This window comes from Paractinoplanes globisporus DSM 43857 (genome assembly GCF_000379645.1).
GTDB lineage: Bacteria > Actinomycetota > Actinomycetes > Mycobacteriales > Micromonosporaceae > Actinoplanes > Actinoplanes globisporus.
On record NZ_KB903350.1, the window covers coordinates 255,909 to 277,621 of the forward strand.

Here is a 21,713-nt window from a genome sequence, read left to right on the forward strand (position 1 = left end):
CTGATGCCCGACGCCCAAATCGGCAAACATCACCACCGGTCACCTTACCGGTAAATTGCCCGCTGAGCTGCGGCGACGGCGCCCCGGTAGAGGTCGCCTGTGAGGGATGCCTCGCGGGCGAGAGCGGCCCGGGCGGCGTTGGCGCCGGGCGCGCCGTGCACACCGCCGCCGGGATGAGCCGACGAGCTCGCCAGATAGAGGCGGTCGATCGGCGTGTCGGCGCGGCCCAGGCCGGGGATCGGGCGCAGGAACAGCTGCTGGTAGGCCGCCGAGGTGCCGCCGCCGAGCGCGCCGCCGGCGAGCGACGGGTTCTCCCGCTCGAGATCGGCCGGCGAGAGGACGTGCCGTCCCACGATCAGCTCCCCGAAGCCGGGCGCGTAGGTCTCGACGACCGATTCCATCCGCTCCACGTGGGCGGCGATCTCGTCGGGCTCCCAGTGGTCGCGGCGGGGCAGATGGGTGTACGCCCAGGCCGATTCGGTGCCCGGCGGCGAGTGCCCCGGGTCGGCCGTGGTCATCTGCCCGAGCAGGAGGAACGGATCGGGCGGCACCTCGCCCGTCGCGATCCGCGCGGAGAACCGGGTCAGCCCGTTCAGATCGGCGTTCAGGTGGATCGTCCCGGCGCCGGCCGCCGCCGGGTTGCGCCAGGGGATCCTGCCGCGGACGGCCCAGTCGATCTTCAGCGTCGCACCGTCCCAGCGGAAGTGCGACAGATCGCTCACCATGCGCGGCGGCAGCCACCGCTCTCCCACCAGATCGAGGAAGAGCGCGGGCGCCGGCACGTCGGCGAGAACGGCCCGGCGGGCCGCAAAATCACGACCACCCCGATCCCGTACGCCCATGGCCCGCCCCCGCGCGATCAGGATGCGATCCACCGGTGCGTCGTAGACGATCTCGCCGCCGCGTGCCGTCAGCCGGGTCACCAGGGCGTCGGTTATCCGCTGCGCGCCGCCCGCCGGAACAGGCCAGCCCGTCTGCTGCCCGAGCATCGCCAGCAGCCAGCCGTAGATCCCGCCCGCCGCGTCGTCCGGGGACAGGTCGGTGTGCAGCGCGCAGCCGGCCAGCGCCAGCGTCGCGCCCTCCCCGCGGAACAGTTCGGACCCGAGCTGCCGCGCCGAGAGCATCAGCCGCCGGCCCAGCCGGAGGGCGCCGCCGACCCGTAACCGTCCGAGAAGCCCCAGACCGGCCGTCACGGGCGGAAACGGCGTCAGGATCGCGTCCAGTAGCGGCTCCGAGATCCGCGACCACTCCGCGTAGGCGTCCCGCCAGCGCTCTCCGTCACCGTCCGCGAACTGCTCCATCGACGCCATCGTCACGTCGAGATCGCGGTTGACGGTCGCGGCCCGGCCGTCCGGCAGCAGGTGGGTGAAGACGTCCGGCGCGTGCCGCCACTCGATCCCCAGGTCGAGCCGGCGCAGCACCGGCGACGCGAACCCGAGCGGGTAGAACGAGCTGAACAGATCCGACAGATATCCCGGCGACGTGACAAATCCGGACCGCACGGCTCCGCCCGGCTGCGATGTCGCCTCCAGCACCCGCACCGACCATCCCGCGTCGGCCAGCAGATTCGCGGCAACCAGCCCGTTGTGGCCGGCCCCGACCACGATCGCGTCCGCGACGTCCATCCGCTCCCCTGCCTCCGCCTACGCGCTCGGCGGGCAGTGGCCGCCGGGGTCGACGGCGCCCATGATGCGGCGGGCGATCTCGCGCAACTGGCGCCGCTGGGGCTTGGTGAGCGGGTCGAAGACGAGCTGGCGGACCGCCTCGACGTGGCCGGGGGCCGCCGCCACGACCTTGGCGTAGCCCTCGTCGGTGAGGACCGCGAGCGTGACGCGGCCGTCGGCCGGGTCGGGGAAGCGGCGGACCCAGCCGCGTTTCTCGAGGCGGGAAACGACCTGGGAGAGGCGGGGCAGCGAGCCCTCGGCCGCGACGGCCAGATCGCTCATGCGCATGGTGCGCTCGGGGGCCATCGACAGGCCGGACAGCACCAGGTACTCGAAGTGGGTCAGCGCGGCATCCCGCTGCAGCTGAGCGTCGAGCGCACCGGGCAGGCGCATCAGCAGGGCGGCCAGGGACATCCAGGTCTCCCGCTCGTCGGGCTCCAGCCAGCGGGGCTCGGGATCGGCTTCCACCGGGTCAGTTTAGCTTAACGATTGAAGCGACATTCTGTTGCAGCGTGAAGTGAATTCGCGTACGGTTCGCTTCACTCGTTAACTAACTCGGCTCGTGGAGGGCCCCTGTGAACGTCGTTTTGTGGATCATTGCGGGGCTGCTCGCGGCCGCCTTCCTGGCCTCCGGCGCGATGAAGGTGCTGCGGCCGAAGGAGCAGCTCAAGGCGGCCGGCATGGGCTGGACCGACGACTGGTCGGACCGTGCCGTCAAGGCCATCGGCGGGCTCGAGGTGCTGGCCGCGATCGGGCTCATCCTGCCGGCCGCGCTCGACATCGCGCCGATCCTCGTGCCGCTGGCCGCCACCGGCCTGGCCGTCATCATGGTGGGCGCGATCATCGTGCACGCGCGCCGCAAGGAGTACCCGGTGGCCATCATGAACGTGGTGCTGCTGGCGCTGACCGTGTTCGTGGCGTGGGGACGGTTCGGGCCGTACTCCTTCTAGTCGTCGCGGACGGTCAGGCTGCCGATCGTCGAGCGCGTGCTCACCGCGTACCGGTCGGGGAATGTGATCCAACCCGGCGTCTGCACGACGGTGCGCGGGGGAATCGCCTGGCCGGACACCCAGGGAAGCTCGGCGAAGCCGGCGCCCTGACCGAGCTCGACGCGCAGCGGCGAACCGGTGAGCACGAGGCTGCCGACGGCGCCGGCCAGGGTGATCGGCACGGTGCCGCTCGGCGGCGGCAGACGCAGCTCCACCAGGCCGGACGCGCCGAGATCGACCCGCGAGACCCAGCCGCGCCGCAGGTCGAGTTGCTGCTCGCCGGCCCCGGCCGGGAGGCTGATCGCCCAGCGCACATCCCGGTTGAGCACGATGCGCACCTCGTCGGGGCCGTCCCCGCCGGTCGGCACGAGCCGGGCCCGGACCTGGCCGTTCTCGCTGGTCACGCGCGGTTCCAGGCCCGAGTCGGCGGGGGTGGTGACGCGGTACAGGACGCCGGGCATCGCGGCGGTGACCACCTCGACGCGGGAGGCGGCGTCGTCGACCGTCAGGTACGCGCCCGAGCGGCCGAGGAGCGCGCCCACGGCCACATGCTGATCGGCGACCGGCACCGGCGGGGCCACATTTCGCGGCGCGCAGCCCGGCACGACGCTGACCAGCGATAATGCGACGATGGCACGGAAGATTGAGCCACGGCGACGCAATTCGGGGGGCACGATCGGACAACGGAGAATCGGCCGAACGGGTGACGGCGATCCCGCCGCATCGCGACAAACTGGCCGAATGCGATCTGCCGGTTTCCTGACCGACCGCCAGCGCCGCTTCGCCTGGGTCGGCTTTCTGCTGGCCGCCTTCCAGGCGCCGGTGGCCGCCAAGGTCATCGACGACGCCTCCTGGCTCTTCGCCGTGGTCGTGGCCATGGTCGTGGCCACCGTGATCCTCGCCGACGACGCCCAGCGCCGCCGGCCGACGCCCACGGAGTAACCCGGCGGCTCGTCAACCGAGCTGCACCTGTCAGGAGAACCGTTCAGCGCCCGGGCCTCCGTAACTTTTCCTCTCATGAATGGCCTGTTCAGCGGCGCCGCCGCCCGTGCTGCCCTCCGTTCCGCCCACGCGTGCCTCGCCGAGCTCCACGAGACGGTGGGCGCCGGTGGCCTCGCCGCCGCCGACGCCAGCCCCGGCCTCATGGCGCTCGTCGACCAGCACGCCGCGGGGATCCGCGACAGCCTGTCGGTGGACGTCCGGCCGCTGACCGCGGTGATCCTCGCGGCCTACGCCGAGGGCGTGCGGGACGCGGCGTTCACGCACGGCTGGCGCCCGCCGGTCGGCCTGTTCGACTGGTCGGAAGACGACTGGGTGATGCGCCGGCTGCTGGCCGTGTGCGCGCTCGCTCGCACGCTTCCGCAGCCCAGCTGAGGTAGGCACCACCTGCACAGGCTGTCCTTTGCTTCGGGGCCGGCGCCGGGATTTCCCGGTGCCGGCCCCTTCTACGTTCCCGGCTTGCGGCGGCTCGCGGTGTCGTCGGCGGCGACATCCTGCGTGGTGTCGTCGGCGCTCGGGATGACCTGGGTCTCGTCGGGGCCGATCACCACGGTGGCGTCGGGACCGGGATTGATGATCGTGGTGTCGGCGGTGTCCGAGCTGATCACGGTGGTGGCGTCGGGATCGCCACCGTCGAGATCGAGGTCGAGATCGGGATCGGGATCGACGGCGTCGGTGTCGCTCGCGAAGCCGGGGATGAAGTCGGCGCGGTTCTCGGGCGGTTCCAGGTCGAAGGCGGTGTCGGTGACCCGGCGGCCGCGCGGGGTCGGGATCACCTGGGTGTCGTCGGGCAGCGACGAGGTGGCGGCGGCCCGCCGGGCGGCCTCCGCCTTCGCCTCGGCCATCAGCTGCTGGTCGGCGGCCCGGGCCGCGGCGGCCTGGCGCTCGGCCTCGGCCTGCGCGACGGCGGCTTGGCGCGCCTCCTCGGCCCGCTTCGCGACGGCGGCCTGACGGGCCTCCTCGGCCTCTTTCGCCTCTTTCGCCAGGCGCGCCTCCTCCGCCTCTCGCACGCGGCGGGCCTCGGCGACGCGGGCTTGCTCCGCCGCGCGCGCCTCTTCGACGCGGCGGGCTTCCTCGGCGCGACGGGCTTCCTCGGCCACACGCGCCTCTTCGGCCACGCGGGCCTCCTCGGCGCGACGGGCTTCCTCGGCCGCGCGGGCCTCCTCGGCGCGACGGCGCTCGTCCGCGTACGCCTTCGCGTGCTCCCGGATCGCCTCCGACTCGGTGCTCGCCCGGTCGAGCCACGTCTCCCACCGGCTCTGCATCGGCCGGATCAACCCGCCGCCGACGCCCACGATCACCACCCCCGCCACCGTGGCCAGCACCGCGATGAGCAGCGGCTGCGTGACCGAGGTGGCGATACGCACCTGGTCGAGCGCCGCGATCACCCCGAGCGTGACGATCACGATCGCCACCGCCCGGCCCAGCACCTTCCCGTACGGGAGCCCGCCCAGCGCGCTGACGATCAGGTCGTACGCCGCCCCCGCGATCGCCGCCGCGACCACCACGATCACGATCGCCACGAACGCGCGCGGCAGCCAGGAGATCAGCGCGGTGAGCACGTCGCTGACCGGGTTGGGACCCCAGATGCCGAAGGCGAACTGCAGTGCGAACAGCAGCACCGCATAAAAGACAATCTTCGCACAAAGGTCACTCGCGCTGACCTTGCCGTTGCGCAGCACCCGGCCCACCGTGCCGCGCTCGACGGCCCGGTCGAAGCCCGTGCGCCCGAGGCCCTTGCCCACGAGCGTGCGCAACAGACGGGCCACCACATAGCCCACCACCAGGATCGCGATGAACGCCAACGCCGTCGGCAGGAACAACAGCACCGACCGCCACATGTCGCTGAGCCCCTGGCCTAACCCGTTCCCGGTCATCGCCACTCCCTGCTGTCCGCACGGCCACTTGCGACCTTAGGACGGAACGAGCGACCGCGCCCGGTCAAGAATCGGACGGACGGACGGTTGGGGATCGTCCGAATGGCCGACTCCGGTTACGCTTTTGGTCATGGCCGGAACGGGAGGGGTGAGCTCCTCGATGCTGCCCGCCCTGCCCTCGCAGCCCCGGCCCGGGCGCCCGAGCTGCGCCGATCTGGTCGCCGCCACCGACTGGTCGGCGACCCGGCTCGGTCGGCGCGACCGGTGGGACCAGGCGGTCGCCGCCACGGTCGAGCTGGTCCTCGCCTCGCCCATGCCGATGGCGGTCACCTTCGGCGACGACTTCGTGCTGATCTACAACGACGCGTACGCGGATCTGATCGGCACCCTGCACCCGGCGGCGCTGGGCCGCCCGGCCGCCGAGGCCTTCGGCGACCTCTGGCCCTCCCCCGGCTTCGGCGCGGTGGTGGAGGAGGTCTACCGATCCGGCCAGCCCCTCCTGGAGGCCGAGACCCAGCTGACGGTGTCGCGCACCGAGGAGGCGTTCCTCACCCGCGCCCACTCGGCCGTCAAGGATTCGAGCGGCACGACCGCCGGGGTGCTCACCGTCGCGGCCGTGACCACCCAGGTCACCCGCCGCCTGCAGAACCTCGGCGAGCTGACCGCCCGGCTGGCCGGCGCGCTCACCATCGACGACGTCGCCCGGGTCGTGCTGGGCTACCTGACCGACTCGTTCGATGTCGACCACTGTGTCTTCGCGGTCGACGACGGCACCGCGTTCCGCTCGGTGCGCCGCATCCGCGGCGAGGTGATCGACGAGGCCGACGAGCGCCTGCCCCCGGTGTGGAAACGGCTGCCCGACGACGACCGGTTCCCGCCGGTCGCGGTGGCCCGGTCCGGCCGGCCGTCGTTCGTGCCCGACGGCGAACCGCTGCGCGACGTGGCGACCGACCGGCACGAGCGCCGCATCCGCGCGCTGGCCGCGCTGCCGCTGCGCACCCCGTCGCTGGCCGGCGCGATGACCATCGGCTACCGCGTCGCGCACACCTGGCTGCCGGCCGAGCGGGCCCTGCTGAGCGCCGCCGCGCAGCTGGTCGCGCAGGCCGCCGAGCGGGCACGCCGGTTCGAGGCGCAGCACGGCACGGCCCAGCTGCTGCAGCGCAGCATGCTCCCCGAGCACCTGCCCGAGCTCGAGCACTTCCGGATAGCCGCGCGCTACGCCCCCGGCGTGGACGGCAACGCGGCCGGCGGCGACTTCTACGACGCGTTCCGGCTGGCCGACGGCCGGCTGGCGATCGTGCTGGGCGATGTGGCCGGGCACGACGTGCGGGCGGCCGCGGTGATGGGCCAGGTCCGGGCCGCGCTGCGGGCGCTGGCGCTGACCGCGCCCGAGCCGCCGGCGGTGCTGGCCGGGCTCGACCGGCTGGTCGGCTCGCTGGGCGCCGAGTCGCGCAACGAGGAGATCTTCGTGACCGTCGTGTACGGGGTCCTCGACCCCGCCGACGGCACGATCACCCTGGCCAGCGCGGGCCATCCGCCGCCGGTGCTGCGCCGCGCGGGCGTGGCCGGCGAACCGCCCACGGCCGAGCTGGTGAAGGTGCCGCCGGGCGCGCCGCTCGGGCTCGGCGGCCGCTGGCAGACCGGTCAGGTACGCCTCGAGCCGGGCGACACGATCATGTTGTTCAGCGACGGCATGGTGGAGCGTCGCGGCCGCCCGCTGAACGACGGGCTCGACGCGCTGGTGGCGGCGGCCGCGGCGGCGACCAGCGGCGACCCGCGCAACCTGTGCTCGATGGCGACCGCGGCCGTGCCCGGCCCGCCGACCGACGACGACGTGGCCGTGCTCGCGGTGGAGCGGGCGGTGACCCGCAGCCGGTCCGACACGATGCGGGTGGCGGCCGATCCGACTGGCCCGAGCCGGGTGCGCCACTGGCTGACGGCCCGCCTGCGCTCGTGGGACGTCCCCGAGCCGGTGATCGCGTCGGCGGTGCTGTGCACGAGCGAGCTCACCACCAACGCCCTGCTGCACGCCGGCACCCCGGCCCAGGTGGAGATCGACCTGAACGCCGAGCGGCTGCTGGTGTCGGTGGCCGACACGGGCACCCGGGGCAGCGTGATCCGCACGCACGACGGGATGGGCAGCCTGTCGAGCCGCGGCCGGGGACTCGGACTCATCGAGGAACTGAGCGACTCGTGGGGCACGGATCCGTCGGTCCGCGGCTCCACGGTCTGGTTCGAGATGCTGCTCCGGGGATCCACGAAGTCCTCTGCCGATTGATCACCTGTTTAACGGTCGCGTTACATTCGAACCCTCAACCAATTACGTTAAGTAGCGGCAACACGCTCCAAAACGGACATTGAACCCGTGGGTAGTGACGAAGCGTATTGGGTGTCGTAAGGTGGTCCCAACTCGGGGACATCCACGTTGGAGCGGCACATGCGGATCAGAGGCTTTGCGCCATCGACCCCTTGCTGGGTGGAGCTGACGACGCCGGACCCGGCCGGGGCGGCGTCGTACTATACGGACCTGTTCGGCTGGACGAGAGACGGCGATCGCTTCCTGGTGGACGGGCGCGCCGTCGCCGGCATCAGCGCGAGCCGGCCGGACCGGCCCGACGGCTGGCTGACGTACCTCGCGGCGCCCGATCTGAACGGCACGGCGGAACGGGTGCTCGACGCGTACGGGCGAATGATGACCCGGCCGGAAGAGCGACCCGGCGCACGAAGCGTGATCGTCGCGGACGCCGGAGGCGCGCTGTTCGGGCTCTGGCAGGCGGCCGGGTTCGCGGGCACGCAGTTGCGCGGCGAGCCGGGGACGATGGCGTGGTCCGATCTGCTGACCGACGACGTGGCCGGGGCGACCGCGTTCTACGGCTCGGTGTTCGGCTGGTCGCTGACGCACGAGTTCGGCAGCGGCGAGTGGCTGACGGAGGCGCACGACTCGGTGGCCGGGCTGATCACCGGGCGGTACGAGCACCGCTGGCAGCCGTCGTTCCAGGTGGCCGACTGCCCCGAGTTGACCGATCACGTGGGACGGCTGGGCGGCCGGATCACCGCGGGGCCGATGGAGATGGGCCTCGGTCGGTACGTGGAGATCGTCGATCCGATGGGCGCGGCGTTCGCGATCACCGCGCCGGTGCCGCGGCCGGTCGAGCTCTCGGTCGCCTACAACGACATCATCGGGTTCGAGCTGACGTACGGCGGCTGATCCAGAAAAGGCCGGCTCGCCGCCGGCCTTTTTTGCGCCCTCCGTGTCAACCGGGGTTGACGTACCCGCGATGTCAACGTAGGTTGACAGGCATGACTGAGGCAACTGACCTCGCCGCCGCCGCCGGCAGCGCCGATCCACGGGTCGGCCTGCGCGCGGTCGTCGCCCTGCGCCGCCTGCTGGAGGGCCTCGAGCACCTGCAGGTGGCCAATGCTCGCCGCAAGGGCTGGTCCTGGCAGGAGATCGCCGACGCGCTCGAGGTGACCCGCCAGGGCGTACACAAAAAGCACGCGCACCTCATGCCGGCGCGCGATCCACGGGAGGGCTGACATGTTCGAACGGTTCACGACGGCCGCACGCGCCATCGTCGTCAACGCCCAGGAGGAGGCCCGCGACCTGGGGCATCCCTTCATCGGCACCGAGCATGTGCTGCTCGCGCTGCTCGACGAGGACCACGGCGCCGTCGCGGCGCTGCTTCTCCCCTACGGCGTCGAGGCGTCCGTCGCGCGCGCCGACGTCGAGCGGCTCGTCGGGGGCTCCCCGCCCGATCTGTCCTTCACCGAGCCCGACGAGGAGGACGCGGCCGCCCTCAAGGCGATCGGCATCGACCTCGACAAGGTGCGCGCGGCGATCGAGGAGAGTTTCGGCGCCGGCTCGCTGCGCCTGCCCCGGGAGGCGCCGCGCCGGCGCGGGTTGTTCGGCCGGTTCTACGCCGGCGGTGGCGGCGGCGGGCACATCCCGTTCTCCCGGCGGAACAAGAAGGTGCTCGAGCTCGCGCTGCGCGAGGCGCTGCGGCTGCACCACAACTTCATCGCGCCCGAGCACATCATGCTGGGCATCCTGCGCGAGGGTGAGGGCCTGGCCTGCCGGGTCCTGACCGACCACGACGTCGACTTCGGCAAGCTGCGCGAGGACCTGGCCGATTCCGTCGACAAGACGGCGGCGTGACCTACCCCCGGAAATAGATGCGCAGCTGGTGGCCGTTGGCGGTGTGGTGCCAGCCCACGTCGCCGAGCACGTCGAGCTCGGGCCGGCGCTCGAGCCAGGCGGCCGCCAGCGCGAACGCCTCGGCCGGCGTGCGCCCGATGAACGTGACCCGCCGCTCCCACTCCTCGACGACGCGGCCGCCGGGCCCGGAGACCACCGCGGTCGGCCCGACCCGGCGGCCGTTGCGCACGGCCTGCACGAACCAGTCGTCGAGTTCCTCGTCGTGCTCGACCGCCCAGCCGTCGAACCAGTCGAAGTCGTTGGCGATCGCGTTGCGGGCGCAGTCGAGGGCGGCATCCAGGGTGGCGAGCTCGATGTCCTCGCCGTTGTAAGCGACCCGGTACGCCATCGCGTCACCCTCCCAGCGGCGTTGATGATAATGGAGCAATGCGTGTGCTCGTGACCGGCGCAGCCGGCCTGATCGGGACGGCTGTGCTCGCTCTGCTGGCCGAACGCGGCATTCCGGTCACGGCGCTCGTTCTCGACGAGGTTTCCCCGATCGAAGCCGACCGGGTCGTGGTCGGGGACGCGCGCGATCCGGCAACGGTGGACGACGCGCTGCGCGACGTCACCGATGTGATCCACCTGGCGGCGATCCCGACCCCACTGCACGATCCGGACGAGGTCGTGTTCGGGCACAACACGCTCGCGACTTTCACCGTGCTCGATCGGGCGGGGCGGGCCGGGGTGACGCGGGCGTCGTTCGCCAGCAGCTATGCGATCTGCGGGCTGCCGTTCGCGCGCCGGCCGCTGCGGATGCCGTACCTGCCGATCGACACCGCGCTGCCGTTGCAGATCACCGATCCGTACGCCCTGTCGAAGCAGATCGACGAGGCCACGGCCGCGATGATCCACCGGCGGTACGGGATGAGCGTCGTGGCGTTCCGCCTGCCGTTCGTCGGGACGGCGGCCGGCCGCCTGAGCGAATTCTCCCGAAATTTCGGGCATTCGCCGCAGATGGGGGCGGCGGACCTGTGGAGCTATCTGGACGATCGGGATGCGGCGCGGGCGCTGGTCTCCGGGTTGCGCCCGGCGGTGGCCGGCCTCCACATCCTGTACGTCGCCGCGCCCGAGACCCTGGCGCCGCAGCCCACGGAGTGGCTCCTCGACCGGTTCCACCCCGGGGTTCCCCGGCCGGCGTTTCCCGGGCGTACCGTGCCGATCGATCTGGCTCCGGCCCGCGACCTGCTCGATTTCAAGGTCAAATTCCCGTTCGAGGTACGCGGATGAAGCCGCCCTGGACCGCACGAGAGCCCATCACGATCACCGGGGTGCGGGTGATCGTCACCGCTCCGGAAGGCGTGAACCTGGTGGTCGTCCGCCTGGACACCTCGACGCCCGGGCTTTACGGCCTGGGTTGCGCCACCTTCCACCAGCGCTTCGCCGCCGTCGTGGCCTCCCTCTCGACGCACATCGCCCCGCTCCTGGTCGGCACGCCCGTCTCCGACATTTCCGAAATAAGCCGTATGTTGCATTTCTCGGCGTATTGGCGGTCGGGGCCGGTGCTGAACAGCGCCCTGTCCGGGGTGGACATGGCCCTGTGGGACATCGCGGGCAAACGGGCCGGCATGCCGGTCCACGAGTTGCTCGGTGGCCGGCTGCGCGGGGACGTCCCGGTCTACCTGCACGCCTCCGGCGAGACGATCGACAAGACCCTCGATCACGCCGCGGCGCTCGTCGGCGCCGGTTTCTCGCACGTACGCCTGCAGACCGGCCAGCCCGGGCTGGGGACCTACGGCGCTCCCGGCCGCGCGGGCGGCTACCCGCTCGCGCCCTACCCCGACGGCTGGAGCGTCCAGCACTACCTCGCGCAGACCCCGCGCCTGTTCGCGGCCGCCCGCGACCGCCTCGGCGACGACATCGAGCTCCTGCACGACGTGCACAGCCGTCTCACCCCGAAACAGGCCGTGATGCTGGCGCGCTCGCTCGAGCCGTACCGCCTGTTCTTCCTGGAGGATCCGGTGGCGCCCGAGCACTACGACCGGCTCCCCGAGGTGCGCGCCGCCTCTCCCGTCCCGATCGCCTGCGGCGAGCTCACCGTCTCGGTCACCGAGGCGGCCCGGCTGGTCACCTCGGGCGGCGTCGACCTGCTGCGCTGTCACACCTCCGCGATCGGCGGCCTCACCCCGGCCCGGAAGCTGGCCGACCTGTGCGAGCTGTCCGGCGTCCAGACCGCCTGGCACGCTCCCGCCGACGTCTCCCCCGTCGGCGCCGCCGCCAACCTCGCGCTCGACCTGGCCAGTCCGGCCTTCGGCATCCAGGAGGGCCACATCTACCCGGACGTCGTCCACGAGATCTTCCCCGGTACGCCGGTGGTCGAGGCCGGTTACGCCCGCCCGTCGACCGCGCCCGGCTGGGGCGTCGACCTCGACGAGAAGCTCGCCGCCGAGCATCCCCCGGTGATCGGCGGCCACGAGCGCTGGGCCGCCACGGTCCGCCGTCCGGACGGCGCCATCGAGGCCCCCTGAAAAGCCCCTCGGAGGGCGCCCTCGAGGCCCCCTGAAACATGAAAACGAGGCGTACCTTCGAAGCCATGAGTATGCGGTGGTGGTCGATCGAGGTACGCGACGGTGTTCTCCCCGCTCAGCGGTGGAAGGACGGCTACGGGGAGGCCCTGCTCGAGGCGGCCATCACCAACGGCGCCCGCCGCTGGGAGTGGACCGTGATCCCCGGCGGCGTCGTCCTGGAGGTGGCGTTCCGCGAGTCGGAGGAGTGGGACCGCTTCCGGGCCCTGCCCGTCGTGACCGCGGCGCTCGACGCCACCCCCGACCCGGTCAACGGGCTGTATGTCTATCCCGGCCGCGGCGGCAACTCGTCCGCCCGCTCGCCGAAACGTAAGCCGAAGCCGGCCGGCGCCGGCGCGGCCGCCATCCCGATCCCGGTCGAGCCGCCGCCGATCGCCCGCCTGGCCGAGGCCCTCCCGCCCGCCGAGCCGATCGCCGCCGCCCTTCCGGCGTCCCAGACGATGCAGCCGGCCGCCTGACCCACCGGCCCGTGCTTCCCGGCCACGTGACCCACCGCCACGCGGCCGGTGCGTCGGTTGCCTCGGCTCAGCCCAGTGCCTTGAGCTGCGCCTCGATGCGCTCGCGGCGCTGCTCCAGGGTGTCGATGACCGCCTCGGTCTCGGCGATGCCGGTCAGCTCGGTGGCGATCTCCTCCGGCTCGATATAGCCCTCGGAGGTGTCGCTGTCCTGCCCGCGCCGCGCCTCGGCGTCGCCGGTCAGCCGGCGCAGCTCGGCGAGCTCCTCGTCGACGTCCTTCAGTTCCTGACGAAGCTGCTCAGCCGTGATCTCATCGCTCATGCGGCCATCCTAGATCCCCGCCCGGGCGCCGGAATCAGGGCCGGGACCCGTCGCATGTGCTCGGCGTACGCGGGCCGCCGCGCCAGCGACCGCCGATCCATCATCGGCACGCTCACGAACGCGAAGAGCAGGATCATCACGACCGGCCCGGCGACCGTCCACCACCATCGGGGCGCCGCGGCCAGCCCGAAGAGCCAGAGCCCCCACCAGAAACTGATCTCCCCGAGGTAGTTCGGGTGCCGCGAGTACCGCCACAGTCCGCGATCCATGATCCGCCCGCGGTTCCCGGGATCCCCCGCGAACCGGTGCAGCTGCCGGTCCGCGACCGCCTCGACCAGGATCGCCGCGCCCGTCACCAGCACCGCGAGCACGTCGAGCCAGCCCCACGACCGCCCGGTCACCGTGACCGCCGGCCACACCGCGAGCAGCCCGCCGAACACCACCAGCGTCGGCATCACCTGAATCCCGGTCAGGCTGATCACCCACCACGGCAGCCATCCCGGGCGCGTCTCCCGCAGCTGCACGTACCGCCAGTCCTCGTGCCCGAGCCCGCGCCACGACACGGCCCAGTTGGCCGTCAGCCGAACCGCCCACACCAGGACCAGCACGAGTACGGCCCACTGCCGCCCGGTGATCGCGCCAAGGTCTCCGCCGGACCGCCACCACACCCAGGCCACCACGATCACGCCGGGCGCCACACTCCAGTACGGGTCGTAGAGGCTGGCGTTCCCCACCACCACGCTCGCGGCGAACACGACGAGGGTCGCCACGAGATCGGCCCAGAACGTGAGCCCCAGCGGATGCCCGCCCCGGCCCACCGCGACGACAACCCACGCCGCCAGCCCCGCCGCGACGTAAACGCCCACCACCACGGCAAAGCCCGTCCGCCGCGACGTGCCGAGATCGACAGCCATGACAAGAGCTTGCTCTCACCTCCGGTCCGAAGTCGAGCGTTCGCCGGGCGCCGGAAACCGCCGGCTCAGGTCCGCGCGCGCCGCCTCGTCGAGGCCGATGCCGCCGGCGGCGGTGAGATTCTCGGCGAGGTGCGCCCGGGTGCGGGTGCCGGGAATGAGCAGGACGTTCGGGGCAAGGTCGAGCAGCCAAGCGAGCTGGACCTGAGTCGGTGTCGCACCGAGCCGGTCGCCGAGCGCGCCGATCAGCGGGTCGGCATCGAACCGCGCGCCCGGGATCTCGGCCGGCTCCATCACCCGCAGGTTCACCGCCGCCAGCCGCTCGGCGCCGAGAGCGGCCAGATTCTGCTCGATCCCGCGGCGCAGCCCGCCGCCCGCGACCTTGCTCACGATCGCGAGCCCGTCCGGGTAGGGATGCAGCGCCTCCCGGATCAGCGCGTTCACCGTGCCCGCCCCGTAGAACTGCGCGGTGTCGATGTGATCCACCCCCGCCGCCACGGCCGCGCGCAGCACCCGGATCGCCTCGTCCCGGTCCCGCGGTGGCCCGAAGACGCCGTCCCCGGCCAGCTGCATGGCGCCGTACCCGGCCCGGCGCACCCGCCACCGCCCGAGCGCGAACGTCCCGCCGTCGACGGCGCCCGCGCTCACGGGCCGTAGGCCGGCAACACCGCGCCGCTCACCGGCGCGGCGGCGTCGCTGACCAGGAACGCGATGATGCCGGCGATCGCCGCCGGCGCCACCGCGTGCGCCAGCACCTCGGGCGGGAGGTACGGCCGCGTCTTCGCCGTGTCGAGCAGGGCGGGCGCGACGGCGTTGACCCGGATTCCGAGCGGGCGGAGCTCGAGGTCGAGCGAGCGGACGAGATGGACCAGCGCCGCCTTGCTCACGCCGTACGTGAGCACGCCCGCGGCCGGCTCGAGTCCGGGCCGGGCGGCGACGTGCACGACCGATCCCCCGCCACGCTCCTGCATGTAGGGGGCCACGGCCTGGGTGAGCCACAGCGCGGCGCCGGCGTTGACGTCGATCATCCGGCGCAGGTCGTCCGGCGTCGCCTCGGACAATCCGCCCGTGTGGTAGGTCCCGAGGGTGTTGACCAGCACCTCGGGCGGGCCGAGCCGGGCCGCGACCCGGTCGACGACATCCTTGGCCGCGGCCGGGTCGGTCGCGTCGCCGACCTCGTACCCGATCCCGTCGGGCAGTTCCTTGAGACGGTCCTCGTCGCGGTCGATCCCGGCGACCGTGAAACCGGCGCCGGCCAGGTTCTCGGCCGTCGCCCGCCCCAGTTCGCCGCCCGCTCCGACCACGATCGCCACCCGCGCGCTCATGGGTGCACCTGCAGTTCAGTCATGCCGCCAGCCTCGCTCGGCGGAGGGTGAGAGGTCGTCACCGGATTCCGGTGAACTGCGCCGATCTTCGGCGGAGCTAGGCTGGCCCGGTGTCCGGAGGCGACGGCGGGACGCTGATCGACCGTCATGATCTGATGGCCGCGCTGGACGGCGCGGCCGGCAGGCGGGTCACGGTCGTCTCGGCCCCGGCCGGGAGCGGCAAGACGTCGTTGCTGCGGGCCTGGGCCGACCGGCAGGACCGCGTCGCCTTCCTCTCGGTGAAACCGGGCCAGCACGACGCGCAGTTGTTCTGGCTGGCGCTGCTCGGCGCTCTTCGCGGCACCGCTGCCCCGTCCGCCGCGCCCGCGTTCGACGGCCCGGCCATGACCGAGCGGGTCCGGGCCGAGCTCGCGGCGCCCGGCGCGCCCCGCATCCTGATCATCGACGACCTGCACGAGCTCACGTCCCCCGAGGCCATCGAGCAACTCACGGCGCTGCTCACGCAGCTTCCCGAGGGCGTACGCGCGGTGGTGGCGACCCGGGGCGAGCGTCCGTTGCGCCTGCACCGGTTGCGGCTGGCGGGCGACCTCGCCGAGATCCGGGCCGAGCGTCTGGCCTTCAGCCCGGACGAGACCCGTCGCCTGCTGGCCGTCGCCGGGGTCGAGCTGCCCGGGCCGCTGCTGGCAACCCTGCACGAGCGGACCGAGGGCTGGGCGGCCGGGCTGCGGCTGGCCGTGCTGTCGCTCGCCGGGCACCCCGATCCCGAGCGGTTTGTCGCCGAGTTCTCCGGCAGCGATCGCACGGTCGCCGAGTACCTGATGGCCGAGATGCTGGGACGACAGCCGCCCGAGGTGCGCCGCATGCTGCTGCGCACGTCCGTGCTCGACCGGGTCAACGGCGAGCTGGCCGACCTGCTCACCGGCGCCACCGGATCGGAACGGATGCTGCTCGGCCTCGAGGACGCGAACGCCTTCGTCGTGTCGCTCGACCCCGGCCGTACCTGGTTCCGCTACCACCGCTTGTTCGGCGACCTGCTCCGGCTGGAGTTGCGCCGCACCGCCGCCGCCGACATCTCCGGGCTGCACCGGCTGGCCGCGCGATGGCTCGCCGACCACGCCGGGACCGCCGACGCCATCCGCCACCTGCAGGCGGCCGGTGACTGGCCGGGCGCGGCCGGCCTGCTCACCGACCATGCCCTCAGCCTCACCCTGGACGGCCAGGCCGCCACCGTGGCCGCGCTGCTGCGTGACTTCCCGCCCCGGATCGCCGACGACTTCCCCGGCCTGGGCCTGGTCCGAGCCATCGCCGACCTGAACGAGCTCCGTCTCGACCAGGCCGCCGCTCACCTCGACGCAGCCCGCACCGACGCCGCCACACCCCGCCGGCGAATGACCCTCGCCTCGCTGGACCTGCTCGTGGCCCGGCTGCGCGGCAGCTTCGAGGAGGTCCTGGCGCAGGTGGACGTCCTGCCCGCCGCCGGGCCGGCGCAATCGCCCGCCGACGTCGCGCTCGCCGGCGACCTCCGCGCCGTGGCGCTGCTGAACCTCGGCGTCACGCACGCCTGGTCGCTGCGCCTGGCCGAGAGCGAGAAGTACCTGACCGAGGGCGCCGCCCTGGCCCGCGACCTCCATCGGCCGTACCTGGAGGTGGCCTGCCTGGCCCATCTGGGGTTCGCCACCACCGACCGATCCCTGGCCGAGGCCAGACGGAACTGCGAGGAGGCGATCGCCCAGGCGGCCCGGCACGGCTGGGAGTCCGAGCCCGTGATCGCCCCCGCCCAGGCCACCCTGGCCGCGATCCTCATCGCGACCGGCGACCTCGACCACGGCGAACGCCGGCTCGACCGCGCCCGGCACGCCACCCGAGCCGGCGGCGAGCCCGGCCTCCAACTGCTCATCCACCTGGTGTCCGCGATCCTCGCGGCGGCCCGCGGCCACCACCGTCCGGCCCTGGCCGAGCTGGCGGAGGCCCACCGGGTGCGGGCGGCGATGGCCGGCGAGCACGCGCTGGGCCCGCGCCTGACCGCGCTGACCATCGCCACCCGGGCCCGCCTCGGCGAGGTATCCGAGGCCCGGGACGCCCTGTCCGGTCTCGACCCTCGTCTGCTGGCCACCCCCGAGATCCGCAACGCCGCCGCCACGGTCAGCCTGGCCGAGGGCAATCCCGCCGCCGCCCGCCACGCCCCCGAAGGCAGCACCCTCACCCAGGTCGAGACCCACCTGCTGGACGCGCTCGCGAGCCACGCCCGGGCCGACGACCGCGCCACCCGCGCGTCCCTGGAACCCGCCCTGCACCTGGCCGAGCCGGACCGCCTGATCCTCCCGTTCGCCATCACCGGCGCCTGGGACCTGCTGCCCGCCCTGCCCTCCGCCGAGACGTCACACGCCGCCCTGATAGCCGACATCCTCGACGTACGAAACGGCAGCCGCGCCCGCCCCACCCCGGCCGACCCACCACCCGACCGACTCAGCCCCAGCGAGCTGCGCGTCCTCCGCTACCTCCCCACCAACCTCACCCGCCCCGAGATCGCCGGCGAACTCTCTATCTCGGTGAACACCGTCAACACCCACATCCGCCACATCTACACAAAGCTGGGCGCCACCGACCGCTCAACCGCCGTCCAACGAGGCCGCGACCTACGCCTCCTCTCCACCGCCCGCCTCTGACACCCGCCGACCGAACGCATCCGATCGCCCTGCGTCAGGGACGACCACTTCGCCCGGGTCCGCGAGTGGCTCGGCGACTACAGGCGCAGCCGCATCGCCGGGTCCGCTGTGCGCACGAAGCCGAGCGACCGGTAGAGCCCCTCGCCCGAAGCCGAGGCCCGCAGGTCGACCTTGCGCACGCCCTGCGCCCGGAACCACTCCAGCAGCGCGGTCACGCACAGCCGCGAGAAGCCCCGCCGCCGCATCTCCGGGTCGGTGGCGACGCTGAAGATGTAGCCCGTGCGGCCGGCCGGGTCGCCCGGTGCGCCGAGCCGGTGCTCGATCGTTCCGACGGCGCACGACGCCAGCCCGGAGCCGTCCGGCCGGTCGACGACGAAGGCCGCCAGCGTCGACGACGGTAGCCGTTCGCGGAGCGCCTCGCGGGCCGGCTTGCGCCAGTCGTCGTCCCATGTATCGGGATTCATGCTCGTCAACAACACGGCGCGTAGGCGTACCAACTCGTCAGCGTCATCGGGGCCGGCTCGGCGCGCATTCATGGCACGGACGTTATCCATCCGGGGGCAGCGGACCGGAGTGATTTTCCACTAACGTCCGACCATGGTTCGCGGCGTAGGGCTCCTGCCGGCGCTGGTCTGGGGTGTGCTCGTCGCGTTCTGGCGACCGCGCGGCCCGATCTTCCCGTACGAAGCATTGCTGATCATCGTGATCAGCGTCGCGGTGGGCGTGTTCGCCGGCCGGGTCTACCGGTCACGCTGGGCGATCCTGCTGGCGCCGGTGCTGTTCGCGGTGGCCGGCGAGGTCACCCGGGTGGGGTTCACCGGGCCGACCGTGGACTATCCGCGCCCGACCGACCTCGGCATTCTCGCGCTGATCGTCGGGCGCGGCTTCTACGCGTTGCTCACCCTGCTGCCCATGGGCGTGGCCGCCGCGTACGGCGCCGGTTCCACGCGGCACAGCCGCAGCCCCTGGCGGTGGGTGGGCCGCTTCGTGACGGGCGTGCTGGCCGTCGTGGTTCTCGCGACCGCCGTCGTGGTCGCTCTCCCGGGGCGCGCCACGCCGATCCGGGGCGGCATTTCCGAGCTTGCGTACGCCGGGAAGATCGGTCTCATGATCCGGGGCGCCCGTGCCGACCTCCCGGTCATGCTGTTCGTCCCCGGTTCGCCCGGCGGTTCGGAGCTGCGCGCGATGCGCGAACGTCTCGGCGCCCTGGAGCAGCGGTTCGTCGTGGTGACGATGGACCGGCGCGGTGGCGGCCGTTCGTTCGGCGCGCTCGACCCGACGCCCACGTTCACGGTGGAGAACGAGACCCGCAACGTCCTCGCCGTCACGGAGTACCTGCGCAACCGCTTCCGCCGCGACAAGATCTTCCTGGTGGCGCACTCGGGCGGCACGATCGGCGCGACGCTCGCCGTCCAGGAGGAGCCCGAGGCCTTCGCGGCCTACGTCGGCGTCGGCCAGGTGGCCAACCCGACCACGAGCGACCGCACGCAGTACGCCGACACCGTCGCCTGGGCCCGATCCCACGGCGACGGCCAGTTGCTCGCCCGCCTCACCGACGTGGGCCCGCCGCCCTACGCGAACATCTACGGGTACGAGCCGATGATCCTCAACGAGGACCGGGTGTACGGCACGACCAACGGCGACGCCCTGCTCGAGAACGTCGAGGCGCCCGAGCTGGGCACGCTCGACAAGGTCCACGTGCTGTCCGGCTTCCTCGACTCGTTCGACGCCTACTACCCGCGGGTGCGCGACATCGACTTCGCGAGGCAGGTGCCCGCTCTCTCCGTACGCGTGTATTTCGTCGCCGGAGATCGTGAGGTTCCCGCCCGCGTACGGGATCTCGGTCTTTGGTATTCGGCGCTGAAGGCGCCGCACAAGGAGCTCGTCACGCTCAAGAACGCGGGCCATCGGTCGATGTTCGATCAGCCGGCGGCGTTCGCGGAGGTGATGGCGCGGGTCCTCGCGGAGTCGTGACGACCGGCACCTTGTTATTTCAGATTTGAAAGAGTTAGAGTCTTTCCCATGGCCGAACCGCTGACCGACGACGAACAGCGCGCCTGGCGCACCTTCATCGAGAGCTCCTGGGCCCTGCACACCCACCTCGAGGATGACCTGCGCGCCAAGACCGGCCTGAGCATGAACGACTACCACGTCCTGGTCACTCTCTCCGAGGCGCCCGGCCGCCGGCTGCGCATGGGCGAGCTCGCCGCCTCGCTGGTGTTCTCGCCGAGCCGCATCACGTACCAGATCAATTCGATGGTCAAGCGCGGCCTCGTGCGCAAGCAGCCCTGCCCCGAGGACGGCCGCGGCCAGGAGGCGGTGCTCACCGACGAGGGCATGGCCGCCCTCGAGTCCGCCGCCCCGCTGCATCTGATCACCGTCCGGGACCGCTTCATCGATCGCCTCGACCCCGACGAGCTCGAGGTCATCCACCGGGTTTTCGAAAAAGTAAGGAAGGCCTGAGATGCCCGCCATCACCGTCGACGACGTGCTCGTCCTGCCCCGCCTGCCCGAGACCGGCCCGGCCACCGAGTTCCGCGCGGTCCGCCGGCTCACCACCGCGCCCTCCGGCTACGAGGGCGAGGGCTTCCCGGTGCGCCGGGCGTTCGCGGGCGTGCCGGTCAACGAACTCGACCCGTTCATCCACCTCGACCAGATGGGCGAGGTCGACTACGCGCCGGGCGAGCCGAAGGGCACGCCGTGGCACCCGCACCGCGGCTTCGAGACGGTGACGTACATGATCGACGGGATCATGGACCACCAGGACTCGCTCGGTGGCGGCGGCACGATCACCAACGGCGACACCCAGTGGATGACCGCCGGCCAGGGCATCCTGCACATCGAGGCCCCGCCCGAGCACCTGGTCACCAGCGGCGGCCTCTTCCACGGCCTGCAGCTGTGGGTCAACCTGCCCCGCGCCGCCAAGATGATCACCCCGAAATACCAGGACATCCGCGGTACGCAGGCCGCACTGCTGACCAGCCCCGACGGCGGCAGCCTGATCCGGGTGATCGCGGGCGAGATCGCCGGCCACGCCGGACCGGGCTCGACGTTCACCCCGATCAACCTCGCCCACGTCACCCTGCAGCCCGGCGCCCGCCTCGACCTGCCCTGGCAGACCGACTACAACGCGCTGGTCTACGTGCTCGCAGGCCGCGGCACCGCGGGCGTCGAGCGCCGGCCGATCCACATCGGGCAGCTGGCCGCGTACGGCCCTGGCGAGGCGATCCGCGTCGAGGCCGACCCGACGCAGGACTCGAACATCCCGGCCCTGGAGCTGTTCGTGATGGGCGGCCGCCCGATCCGCGAGCCGGTCGCCCACTACGGCCCCTTCGTGATGAACACGAAGGAGGAGCTGGCCCAGGCCTTCGAGGACTTCAAGAAGGGGCGCCTGGGCGTGGTGCCGGCGGACCGCCTCCCGCACACCGACTGACGAAGCCCCGGTGGTAGAGCGGGTCGCCGCCCGGTGGCAGGGTGGTGACCCGCGCACCGTCGATCAGCACGGCGTACACGCACGGCACCGAGGCTGCCCGCGGGCCGGGCTCGGGCGCGGGTATCACGACCATCGCGGCGGTGACCATCAAACTGACGAACATCGTGGGTCCCTCCTCTTTCGGATGGATCCACGCTCGCTTCCCGGCTGCCGCGCCCACATCGGGAGCGACTCTTCAGAAATCGCCGCCGCCCTCTTCAGATTTCCGTCCCGCCGGAAAATCGGTGGGCGGGACGACGCCGCGGGCGGTAACGTGCCGCTTGCCGTGACTTCGGACGAGGAGGTGAGACCC

Annotated in this window: 24 protein-coding genes and 1 pseudogene; 15 read left to right on the plus strand and 10 right to left on the minus strand. The window is 72.4% G+C overall.

The window, feature by feature from the left end:
• Positions 1–44: 44 nt before the first annotated feature.
• Entirely contained in the window at positions 45–1,625 is a 1,581-nt protein-coding gene (locus A3CQ_RS0145690) for a phytoene desaturase family protein (RefSeq protein ID WP_020517679.1), read from the minus strand.
• 18 nt (positions 1,626–1,643) lie between these two features.
• Entirely contained in the window at positions 1,644–2,132 is a 489-nt protein-coding gene (locus A3CQ_RS0145695; RefSeq protein WP_020517680.1) for a MarR family transcriptional regulator, read from the minus strand.
• A gap of 107 nt (positions 2,133–2,239) precedes the next feature.
• Between A3CQ_RS0145695 and A3CQ_RS0145700 the strand changes: the two genes are divergently transcribed.
• Entirely contained in the window at positions 2,240–2,614 is a 375-nt protein-coding gene (locus tag A3CQ_RS0145700) for a DoxX family protein (RefSeq protein ID WP_020517681.1), read from the plus strand.
• Here the strand turns inward: A3CQ_RS0145700 and A3CQ_RS0145705 are convergent.
• The gene (locus tag A3CQ_RS0145705; protein ID WP_245577657.1) at positions 2,611–3,195 is read right to left on the minus strand and encodes a hypothetical protein; all 585 of its coding nucleotides are present in this window, start codon (positions 3,193–3,195) and stop codon (positions 2,611–2,613) included. The genes A3CQ_RS0145700 and A3CQ_RS0145705 overlap by 4 nt on opposite strands.
• 199 nt (positions 3,196–3,394) lie before the next feature.
• Between A3CQ_RS0145705 and A3CQ_RS0145710 the strand changes: the two genes are divergently transcribed.
• Positions 3,395–3,595, plus strand: a complete 201-nt coding sequence (locus A3CQ_RS0145710; protein ID WP_020517683.1) for a hypothetical protein — start codon at positions 3,395–3,397, stop codon at positions 3,593–3,595.
• A gap of 75 nt (positions 3,596–3,670) precedes the next feature.
• Positions 3,671–4,027, plus strand: coding sequence for a DUF6401 family natural product biosynthesis protein (locus tag A3CQ_RS0145715; RefSeq protein WP_020517684.1), 357 nt, complete (start codon positions 3,671–3,673; stop codon positions 4,025–4,027).
• A gap of 71 nt (positions 4,028–4,098) precedes the next feature.
• Here A3CQ_RS0145715 and A3CQ_RS56370 read toward each other — a convergent pair whose 3' ends face one another.
• Positions 4,099–5,529: a mechanosensitive ion channel family protein gene (locus A3CQ_RS56370; protein WP_040434137.1), complete on the minus strand. Its 1,431-nt coding sequence runs from the start codon at positions 5,527–5,529 to the stop codon at positions 4,099–4,101.
• 130 nt (positions 5,530–5,659) lie between these two features.
• On the opposite strand from A3CQ_RS56370, the gene A3CQ_RS0145725 reads away from it, so the two are divergent.
• From A3CQ_RS0145725 to A3CQ_RS64460, 5 genes and pseudogenes are all read left to right on the plus strand, one after another.
• Positions 5,660–7,807 (plus strand): SpoIIE family protein phosphatase, encoded by a 2,148-nt coding sequence (locus A3CQ_RS0145725; protein ID WP_026206925.1) that lies wholly within the window; start codon positions 5,660–5,662, stop codon positions 7,805–7,807.
• 198 nt (positions 7,808–8,005) lie between these two features.
• The gene (locus A3CQ_RS0145730) at positions 8,006–8,737 is read left to right on the plus strand and encodes a VOC family protein (protein WP_020517687.1); all 732 of its coding nucleotides are present in this window, start codon (positions 8,006–8,008) and stop codon (positions 8,735–8,737) included.
• 92 nt (positions 8,738–8,829) lie between these two features.
• The gene (locus A3CQ_RS0145735) at positions 8,830–9,066 is read left to right on the plus strand and encodes a hypothetical protein (protein WP_020517688.1); all 237 of its coding nucleotides are present in this window, start codon (positions 8,830–8,832) and stop codon (positions 9,064–9,066) included.
• Between the two features lies 1 nt (position 9,067).
• Positions 9,068–9,268, plus strand: a pseudogene (locus A3CQ_RS63460) (Clp protease N-terminal domain-containing protein); the annotation flags it as partial.
• An 87-nt stretch (positions 9,269–9,355) separates the two neighbouring features.
• Positions 9,356–9,685 carry a Clp protease N-terminal domain-containing protein gene (locus A3CQ_RS64460; protein WP_387697964.1) on the plus strand — a complete coding sequence of 110 codons (330 nt, stop codon included), beginning with the start codon at positions 9,356–9,358 and terminating at the stop codon, positions 9,683–9,685.
• A 1-nt stretch (position 9,686) separates the two neighbouring features.
• Here A3CQ_RS64460 and A3CQ_RS0145745 read toward each other — a convergent pair whose 3' ends face one another.
• Positions 9,687–10,073: a hypothetical protein gene (locus tag A3CQ_RS0145745; RefSeq protein WP_020517690.1), complete on the minus strand. Its 387-nt coding sequence runs from the start codon at positions 10,071–10,073 to the stop codon at positions 9,687–9,689.
• Between the two features lie 38 nt (positions 10,074–10,111).
• On the opposite strand from A3CQ_RS0145745, the gene A3CQ_RS56375 reads away from it, so the two are divergent.
• From A3CQ_RS56375 to A3CQ_RS56380, 3 genes are all read left to right on the plus strand, one after another.
• Positions 10,112–10,954 (plus strand): NAD-dependent epimerase/dehydratase family protein, encoded by an 843-nt coding sequence (locus A3CQ_RS56375; RefSeq protein ID WP_020517691.1) that lies wholly within the window; start codon positions 10,112–10,114, stop codon positions 10,952–10,954.
• Positions 10,951–12,192, plus strand: coding sequence for an enolase C-terminal domain-like protein (locus A3CQ_RS0145755; protein WP_020517692.1), 1,242 nt, complete (start codon positions 10,951–10,953; stop codon positions 12,190–12,192). The genes A3CQ_RS56375 and A3CQ_RS0145755 overlap by 4 nt, the downstream gene beginning before the upstream one ends.
• A 65-nt stretch (positions 12,193–12,257) precedes the next feature.
• Complete coding sequence (locus A3CQ_RS56380; protein WP_157297127.1) at positions 12,258–12,707, plus strand: hypothetical protein; 450 nt, start codon at positions 12,258–12,260, stop codon at positions 12,705–12,707.
• Positions 12,708–12,774: 67 nt separating this feature from the next.
• On the opposite strand, the gene A3CQ_RS0145765 is transcribed toward A3CQ_RS56380, so the two are convergent.
• From A3CQ_RS0145765 to A3CQ_RS0145780, 4 genes are read right to left on the minus strand one after another with little or no spacing between them, the layout of a single operon-like run.
• Positions 12,775–13,026 (minus strand): hypothetical protein, encoded by a 252-nt coding sequence (locus A3CQ_RS0145765; protein ID WP_020517694.1) that lies wholly within the window; start codon positions 13,024–13,026, stop codon positions 12,775–12,777.
• Positions 13,023–13,940 carry a DUF1295 domain-containing protein gene (locus A3CQ_RS0145770; RefSeq protein WP_020517695.1) on the minus strand — a complete coding sequence of 306 codons (918 nt, stop codon included), beginning with the start codon at positions 13,938–13,940 and terminating at the stop codon, positions 13,023–13,025. Before A3CQ_RS0145770 ends, A3CQ_RS0145765 begins: the two co-directional genes overlap by 4 nt.
• A gap of 15 nt (positions 13,941–13,955) precedes the next feature.
• On the minus strand, positions 13,956–14,585 hold the full coding sequence (locus tag A3CQ_RS56385) for an aldo/keto reductase (protein ID WP_020517696.1): 630 nt from the start codon (positions 14,583–14,585) through the stop codon (positions 13,956–13,958).
• On the minus strand, positions 14,582–15,262 hold the full coding sequence (locus A3CQ_RS0145780; protein WP_020517697.1) for an SDR family NAD(P)-dependent oxidoreductase: 681 nt from the start codon (positions 15,260–15,262) through the stop codon (positions 14,582–14,584). Before A3CQ_RS0145780 ends, A3CQ_RS56385 begins: the two co-directional genes overlap by 4 nt.
• A gap of 110 nt (positions 15,263–15,372) precedes the next feature.
• Here A3CQ_RS0145780 and A3CQ_RS0145785 point away from each other — a divergent pair, with 110 nt between their 5' ends.
• The gene (locus tag A3CQ_RS0145785; protein WP_020517698.1) at positions 15,373–17,928 is read left to right on the plus strand and encodes a winged helix-turn-helix domain-containing protein; all 2,556 of its coding nucleotides are present in this window, start codon (positions 15,373–15,375) and stop codon (positions 17,926–17,928) included.
• A 77-nt stretch (positions 17,929–18,005) separates the two neighbouring features.
• Here the strand turns inward: A3CQ_RS0145785 and A3CQ_RS0145790 are convergent, their stop codons facing one another.
• Complete coding sequence (locus A3CQ_RS0145790) at positions 18,006–18,464, minus strand: GNAT family N-acetyltransferase (RefSeq protein WP_040434138.1); 459 nt, start codon at positions 18,462–18,464, stop codon at positions 18,006–18,008.
• Between the two features lie 61 nt (positions 18,465–18,525).
• Between A3CQ_RS0145790 and A3CQ_RS0145795 the strand changes: the two genes are divergently transcribed.
• Genes A3CQ_RS0145795 through A3CQ_RS0145805 form a run of 3 tightly spaced genes read left to right on the plus strand, consistent with a single transcriptional unit; the run spans position 18,526 to position 21,361 of the window.
• Entirely contained in the window at positions 18,526–19,902 is a 1,377-nt protein-coding gene (locus A3CQ_RS0145795) for an alpha/beta fold hydrolase (RefSeq protein ID WP_020517700.1), read from the plus strand.
• A gap of 48 nt (positions 19,903–19,950) precedes the next feature.
• Positions 19,951–20,391 (plus strand): MarR family winged helix-turn-helix transcriptional regulator, encoded by a 441-nt coding sequence (locus A3CQ_RS0145800; protein ID WP_020517701.1) that lies wholly within the window; start codon positions 19,951–19,953, stop codon positions 20,389–20,391.
• 1 nt (position 20,392) lies between these two features.
• A complete protein-coding gene (locus A3CQ_RS0145805) occupies positions 20,393–21,361 on the plus strand; it encodes a pirin family protein (RefSeq protein ID WP_020517702.1) in 969 nt (322 codons plus the stop codon).
• The last annotated feature ends 352 nt before the right edge of the window (positions 21,362–21,713 follow it).